This window comes from Paenibacillus gorillae (assembly GCF_000513275.1).
Classification (GTDB): domain Bacteria; phylum Bacillota; class Bacilli; order Paenibacillales; family Paenibacillaceae; genus Pristimantibacillus; species Pristimantibacillus gorillae.
Map to the genome: position 1 here is coordinate 1 of NZ_CBVJ010000090.1, position 5,953 is coordinate 5,953.

At 47.2% G+C, this 5,953-nt stretch carries 7 protein-coding genes and 1 pseudogene; 5 read left to right on the plus strand and 3 right to left on the minus strand.

Annotated features, from left to right (window positions below):
• A partial coding sequence (locus TY10_RS31605; RefSeq protein WP_042165247.1) for a hypothetical protein occupies window positions 1-216 on the minus strand: 216 nt, incomplete at its 3' end.
• Window positions 217-342: 126 nt separating this feature from the next.
• Entirely contained in the window at window positions 343-1,278 is a 936-nt protein-coding gene (gene cysK, locus TY10_RS15475) for a cysteine synthase A (protein ID WP_042165249.1), read from the minus strand.
• Window positions 1,279-1,458: 180 nt separating this feature from the next.
• Here cysK and TY10_RS15480 point away from each other — a divergent pair, with 180 nt between their 5' ends.
• The 4 genes and pseudogenes from TY10_RS15480 to TY10_RS15490 all read left to right on the plus strand — a co-directional run bounded on the left by TY10_RS15480 (window position 1,459) and on the right by TY10_RS15490 (window position 4,338).
• A complete protein-coding gene (locus TY10_RS15480) occupies window positions 1,459-2,361 on the plus strand; it encodes a LysR family transcriptional regulator (RefSeq protein ID WP_042165251.1) in 903 nt (300 codons plus the stop codon).
• 79 nt (window positions 2,362-2,440) lie between these two features.
• Window positions 2,441-3,250 (plus strand): histidinol-phosphatase, encoded by an 810-nt coding sequence (locus TY10_RS15485; RefSeq protein WP_042165253.1) that lies wholly within the window; start codon window positions 2,441-2,443, stop codon window positions 3,248-3,250.
• A 236-nt stretch (window positions 3,251-3,486) separates the two neighbouring features.
• Window positions 3,487-3,879: pseudogene (locus TY10_RS32670) on the plus strand (EamA family transporter); the annotation flags it as partial.
• 3 nt (window positions 3,880-3,882) lie between these two features.
• Window positions 3,883-4,338, plus strand: coding sequence for an EamA family transporter (locus tag TY10_RS15490; RefSeq protein ID WP_475099890.1), 456 nt, complete (start codon window positions 3,883-3,885; stop codon window positions 4,336-4,338).
• A gap of 104 nt (window positions 4,339-4,442) precedes the next feature.
• Here TY10_RS15490 and TY10_RS15495 read toward each other — a convergent pair whose 3' ends face one another.
• Window positions 4,443-4,841 (minus strand): DoxX family protein, encoded by a 399-nt coding sequence (locus tag TY10_RS15495; RefSeq protein ID WP_042165255.1) that lies wholly within the window; start codon window positions 4,839-4,841, stop codon window positions 4,443-4,445.
• Window positions 4,842-5,016: 175 nt separating this feature from the next.
• Here TY10_RS15495 and TY10_RS15500 point away from each other — a divergent pair, with 175 nt between their 5' ends.
• Entirely contained in the window at window positions 5,017-5,325 is a 309-nt protein-coding gene (locus TY10_RS15500; RefSeq protein ID WP_042165257.1) for a winged helix-turn-helix transcriptional regulator, read from the plus strand.
• Window positions 5,326-5,953 lie beyond the last annotated feature (628 nt).

Sequence of the window (5,953 nt, forward strand, 5' to 3'; positions counted from 1 at the left end):
AAAGTGCAGTTTGTTTGGTTCATTTCGCCTCATTTTGGCGGTTTTGGACCCGTCAAACTGCATTTTTGCATTTTGAACGCGATTTTTGATTGTTTTGCCTTCATCAAAATGTATTTTTGCAGTTTGGCAGTATATCGAGGAGAAAGTGCATTGGTGGCAAGCCCGATTTTGAGTAAATAAGGCTTTCGTGATGTTGACGATATTTCCTTGATTCATTTGGCAATTACTCAAGCGATGTTTATTCATTGTTAGCACCAACCATACCGAAAAGAAAAAGCACGAATGCCACCGTATAACTACAGCGGCCATTCGTGCTTTTTGTTTCGTATTCGTCTGCTGAGCCTAGTCTTCCTCGAACAGGTTGGTCGACAAGTAGCGCTCTCCCGTATCCGGGAGCAGAACGACGATCATTTTACCCTTGTTCTCCGGCCGTTTGGCCAGTTCCGTTGCCGCTTTAACTGCTGCGCCAGAGGAAATGCCCACGAGCAGCCCTTCTTCCTTAGCCAAACGGCGTGCAGTCAGAATCGCTTCCTCGTTCTTCACTGTAATGATCTCATCCACCACGTCGCCATTGAAATTGCCTGGCACAAAGCCGGCTCCAATACCTTGAATCTGGTGAACACCGCGGGTACCTCCTGACAATACTGGGGAGCTGTGCGGCTCGACCGCTACGATTTGCACCGATGGCTTGAGCTCCTTCAACCGGCCGCCAACACCGGAGATCGTACCGCCAGTGCCTACGCCGCCAACAAAAATATCAACCGCGCCGTCTGTATCCTTCCAGATCTCCTCAGCGGTTGTCTTTTTGTGAATGGCCGGATTCGCCGGATTCTCGAATTGCTGCGGAATGAATGCATTCGGAATTTCCTCAGCAAGCTCTTCCGCTTTCTTGATCGCACCCATCATGCCCTCCGAAGCAGGAGTAAGTACAAGCTCGGCCCCTAACGCCTTAAGCAGCTTTCTCCGCTCCGCACTAAACGATTCCGGCAAAATAATGATCAGCCGGTAGCCTAGCGCCGCCGCTGCAAAAGCAAGACCGATACCGGTATTGCCGCTAGTCGGCTCAATAATGACGGAATCCGGCTTCAAAATGCCGCGTTCCTCCGCGTCCTTGATCATCGCGAAGCCAATCCGGTCCTTCACGCTGCCGGCAGGGTTATAATATTCAAGCTTCGCCACGATCGAAGCTCCAGTCTGTTCCCGCTTCGTATAATTAGCCAGCTCTAGCAATGGTGTATTGCCGATCAGCTCTGTCAAATTACCATAAATGTTCGCCATTGTAGCACCCGTACCTTTCAACAAATAGTAACCGTTTAATCTTTATCGGTATCCATTCATTATACCATTTTGGGACAGCTTACCCAAATGGTATCCCCATTTTTTTGCTGAATGCCGCCAATTCCATTATAATAAATATAATGAATGTCAAAGCGCATATCTTCCAAAGGGGGGATTGAGATGAATATCAGCCAGCTTGAGACGCTCCTCACCATATCCAAAACGATGAGCTTCCGCAAGGCCGGAGAATTACTGAACCTGACGCAACCAGCAGTGTCCGCCCAGATTCGAACGCTGGAGGACGAATTCAAAACCGTGTTAATCGACCGCAACCAGCCCGTCACATTAACGGATCATGGACAAGTATTCCTCGAACATGCGGAACGCATGCTATCGATTGTTGAGGAACTGAAACAGAAGCTGTCAGATCTAAGCTCTACCCCGCAAGGGCATATACTAATCGGAACAACCTCTTCCATTGCCATTCAGCTTTTGCCCAGGGTACTGTCTTATTTCCAAAACCAGTTTCCGCTTATTAAAACAACGATTCATACCATGCCCTCTTCACAGGTAATGACTAGTGTCGAGAACGGCAGCGTCGATATTGGCATTACATACTTGACGGATAAACCGCCGCATGTTGATTCTTCCACCCTATACTTCGATACCTTCGAACTGGTCGTATCGCCTGCACATCCCTTGAGCCATCTCACACATACGAAATTTGAAACGCTCAAAGATATCCCTTTTATTATGCTGGCTCCGGATACGTTAGGGCGCCGGTTTTTGGATCGCATCTTCCGCAAATACAACATACAGCCGAACATCGTCATGGAACTGTCGAGCAGCGAAGAAATTAAACGGATGGTTGAGATTAATCTTGGCGCAGCCGTGGTATCCAAGCTTTCGATTGCCAATGAATTAAAGCGGGGCTCTCTCCGCATGATTAAGGTAACTGAATTGGAGATTACCCATCCGGTAGGCGTCGTCTATAAATCCGGCAAATATTTAAATACTGCAATGCAGCAGTTTTTGAGCGATTTAAAGGGCATGCCGGAGCATCAATTCATCAGCAGCGAATAATGCATTTAACGGTTACGTTACGTGAGAGACCTAGCTTTCTTATTCCATTATCCGTCATTGCCGGAGGAGGTTCTACGACATGAAATTTGACTTACACACGCATAATGAACGTTGCGGCCATGCGGTTGGAACGATTGAAGACTATGTGACAGCTGCCATCGACGCAGGACTTCAAGTGATCGGCATTTCTGATCACTCTCCTTTTTTCGCCCATGAGGACGACCAGCCGTTTCCCGGCATTGCAATGGCGCGCAGCGAATTCGCTAGCTATATTGAAGAAGTTCAACGGTTGAAGATTCAATACAAGGACCGTATTGAGGTATTGCTGGGCATGGAGTCGGACTTTTTCCCAGAATATATCGATAGTTACCGCAAGGCATACGCAGAAATTCCGTTCGATTATATTATCGGGTCCGTACATCAGGTTAGCGGAGTAAGCATTTTCAACCGCAATCGTTGGAAAGGTCTATCGGAGAAACGTCATATCGAGGAAAAACAGCTGTATTATGATCTGATCCGTCAATCCGCGCGCACGGGACTGTTCCAGGTGTTAGGCCATATCGATGCGATGAAGGGCTACTATCCGCAATTTTCCGAAATTCCTGCCCCTGCAGACATCGACGAGACATTGCGGGTCATTGCAGACGAGGATGTTTCGATCGAAATTAACACCTCTGGCAGCACTAAGGATGTAGGCGGCTGGTATCCTTCGGATGAAATTTTGGAACGGGCACTTCATTTTGGAGTGAATGTAACCTTCGGATCCGATGCGCATATTCCTGGACGGGTTGGCGATGAGTGGGAGCTTGTGCAGAAGCGCTTGAAGGAGATCGGCTTTAAACAGTGGGTCTTCTATCGGAGAAAACAAAAAATCATCGTTCCAATCTAAGCTTGTAACAATGAGAGGGCTCTGCCGACCCGATTACCGGGAACAGCAGGCCCTTTCCTTTTTATTAGGTTCCGGACAAAAAAAGTGGACCCGCGCGATCGCAGGTCCTAAAGGATATATTAAAAGGGGGTCTTGTTTATTATAATAGCCCATTAATATGTACACACCGTAACAGTACTATTTCATTTGTGTAACAAATTTTGATTTTTTGTGACTTCGGAGGTTGATTGACGATGATGTGGCTGGCAATTGCCATTAGCAGTGCCGTGCTCTTTGGTCTGGCCGGCTGGTGGATGAAAGTAAGCCAAATGCGCGGCGGAAATGCCAATGTCCTGCTGCTGGGCCTTTATGTATCAGGAACAGCCGGGTTTGGCGTTCATGCCGCTGTGGAAGGAACAATTAGCCTGCTGGCCGATTACCGGATATGGATAGCGGGCTGCATTATTGGAGCTGGCTCGGCGATCGGCAACGCGATTTTTATGAAGGCGTTGGAGTATGGCCCTGCCAGTCTGACCTCCCCACTGACCAATCTGAATATTGTACTGGTCGTGGCCTTGGGAACATTCGTATACGGAGAGCGCATCCATTGGAGTGAAGCCATTGGCATTGCTCTGCTCTTGCTGGCGGTAGCGATGATTTCCTATAAGAAAAACAATTCAAGTTCAACTACTCTTGAGAAACGCTGGTTCATTCTTGTTGGTGTCGCAGTTATCCTGTTCGCTTTTCGCAATGGCGGACTGAAAATAACAGAGGAGCTTGGGCTGCCAAGCGCTCCGGTTCTATTTATTGGCTACGCTTTGTCACTGCTCTGGTTTATTCGCCCGCTGCTGCAAGCTCGCGCCGACAGGCAGGCTGCGGCAACTGGATTGAAGCTTGGGCTTTTGGCTGGAGTATTCTCCTACGGCGGACTGCACTTATACACTGTCGCTCTTACTACAGGACCCGCCAATCTGGCAGCCCCTATCTTCGCAACCAACAGCTTAGTCGTCGCGTTAGGCGCCATTCTTGTATACAAAGAAAGGTTAAATGCCGTGCAATGGGCTGCATTTGCCTGCATGATTGCTGGACTCGCCATTATTCGCATCTAAACACAAGAAAACAGCCTCTCGAGCCAGTAATTGGCTCCGATGAACGCTGCCCGATTAGAGGAGCAGCGTTTCATCCTGCGGAGGCTGTTTTTTTATATACGGAATTAAGAAAGTAAAGCGTCAATCGAATAAGCGCCTGCACCTGTGAACGCCACGCCTACAGCTATAGCCAGCAATACTAAATTGTATTCGTAGCCGTTCTGCGTCACCCACAGGCCGTTAGCACCGTGAACTTTTATGATTGCAATCAGCATTGTAACGATAATAAGAGCTGCCCCAAGCCATGTTACAAAACCAGCTGCGAACAACAAGCCTCCGCCCACTTCTATAAGACCGGCTGCAAGTGCCATCGGTACCCCCGGCTTCATGCCAATCGACTCCAGCCAGCCTCCTGTACCTTTAAGTCCGTATCCGCCAAACCAGCCAAACAATTTCTGCGTCGCATGACCCACCATCAAAAGTCCAATAACTACCCGAATAATTAATAACCCCGTGTCTAGCATATAAAATCTCACCCTTCAAATTTGTTTTGCTTTCGTTGGACTAATAATATATTAAGTTACTTACTTAAGTCAAGTATATTAATTAAAAATATTTAAATTCACTTCAAAAGGAATTCAACTTACTTTTCCTAAGTACATATGCTACAATAGGTATACAGAAAGCGGGGTGATCGAGTTGGATTATACAACAATGTGCCCAAGGTATGAGGCTGCGGTAGATGTATTAGGCAAGAAATGGACGGGCCTTATTATTCGGGTGCTTCTTGGCGGACCGAAGAGGTTCAAAGATATTAAAGGACAAATTGCCGACATGAGCGATAAAATGCTGACCGATCGCATGAAGGAACTCGAGTCGCAAGGCATTGTCAAACGAACTGTTTTTCCAGAGATGCCTGTTCGGATCGAATATGAATTGACCGAAAAAGGACTTAAGCTTCAGCCGGTCATTGAATCGATTCAAGCATGGGGAGAAGAATGGATGTAACGTAAAAGCCGCTTGCGCGGCTTTTTTGCATGTGAGGAATTGGCTAGGTTACGTGCGCTACACTGTACAACTGTGATACCAGTTGTGTCTGTGTAGCTGACAACCTGCACATTTGCATTGCATTTTGATGTGAAAAATCGCCGTAATTACGGCTGACAACCTGCACTTTTACATTTTAATTTGTTATAACATAGCTTCGCTAAAGAGCGAAGCAAATTTCGCTATACAATGGTAAATGACTGTCGGTAGGCGCTACAGCGAACTAAACTTCGTTGTTGGAGAACCTAGCTTCTCCAACAACGAAATTCTCTTCGCTAATGCTCTGAAGCTGCCCAAATCGGCCTGTTTACAGTAACATTTGCGAACTACCCTTCGCTAATTTGCGAAGGCGGTTCGTTATTGTTCTTATCGGAAGTTTTCTACGAACTAACCCCTCCCTTCCGACCTACTCTCACGTTTTGGGCTAGTCAGCCTGCACTTTTACATTTTGATTTGTTAAGGCATAGCAGCAGCGAATCTGCTTCGCTAAAGAGCGAATCAAATTTCGCTATACAAGCGTAAATGGCTGCCGGTAGGCGCTACAGCGAACTAAATTTCGCAGTTGGAGAACCTAGCTTCCCCAACTGCG